At 71.4% G+C, this 934-nt stretch carries 1 pseudogene; it reads right to left on the bottom strand.

The window, feature by feature from the left end:
• Positions 1–934 (bottom strand): annotated as a pseudogene (locus tag G3O00_RS42725) (polymerase); the annotation flags it as partial.

Here is a 934-nt window from a genome sequence, read left to right as displayed (position 1 = left end):
TCGGCGGCGCCCCGTTCGAGCACGTCGAACGCCGCCGCGCCGCGCTCGCGCAGCGCAGTCGCGACCATCCGCGACAACCCCCAGAACGAATGGCCATAGCTGTCCGGCCGGATTTTCGCGGCGATCGCGATTGCATCGGGATCGGTCGCGGTCAGCAGCATCCAGTGCAGCGTCTCGGGCACGTCGCGCTCGGCGCCCAGCCGGCGCACCAGGGCATTCGACACGTGCGGCGCATCGGGCAACAACAGTGCGGGAATGGGCTGGCGGGTCGGGTGCAGCATCGGCAACGCGGCCTCGCTCCTGTCGACGCAGGCCTGCCAGTCCGCCTCGCTCGCGGCGGCGAGATGCTCGCGCAGCGCCGCCTCGCTGCCGACGATCGGCCCGCGCCAGCTACCGCGCACCGGGCCCTCGACATTCGTCGTGAAACGGTGGACGCGACGCTGCGCCTGACGGTCGTAGTCGGCGTGCACCTGGATTTTCAACGCATCGAGCAGCACGTCGATCGTGCCCGTCAAGCCGTATTGCGCAACCAGGTAATCGACGACCGGGCGGCCGATCGTGGTTTCGCCGTGATAGTCGCCGACAGTCATCGCCAGCGCGAACAGCGCGGCATCGGCTTCCGCATCCGCCACCGGACCGGCAATCGGCGTGCGCGCGGCCAGCCGGTCGAACATCCGCTGGACGGCCGGGCGCAGCGCCGCATCGGTCGCGCCGATGTCGATCGAGTAACCGTCCTTGCCTTCGATCTTCAGCCACGCGGCGCGCACGTCGAGCACCGTCACCTCGACGGGAAAGCGGCGCGACGCATAGGCTTCGCGCTGCATCTGCGGCGACAGGCGCACGGGGTCGCCGTGCGCCAGCCACGGCGGTGCGCCGGTGTCGGCGACCGCGGGTGCTGCGGGCGCCGGTGCGGCGGCCTCGGCCGCCACCGACG

The organism is Burkholderia sp. Ac-20384, assembly GCF_017104605.1.
GTDB classification, from domain to species: domain Bacteria; phylum Pseudomonadota; class Gammaproteobacteria; order Burkholderiales; family Burkholderiaceae; genus Burkholderia; species Burkholderia lata.
This window is presented reverse-complemented; position numbering and strand designations above follow the sequence as displayed.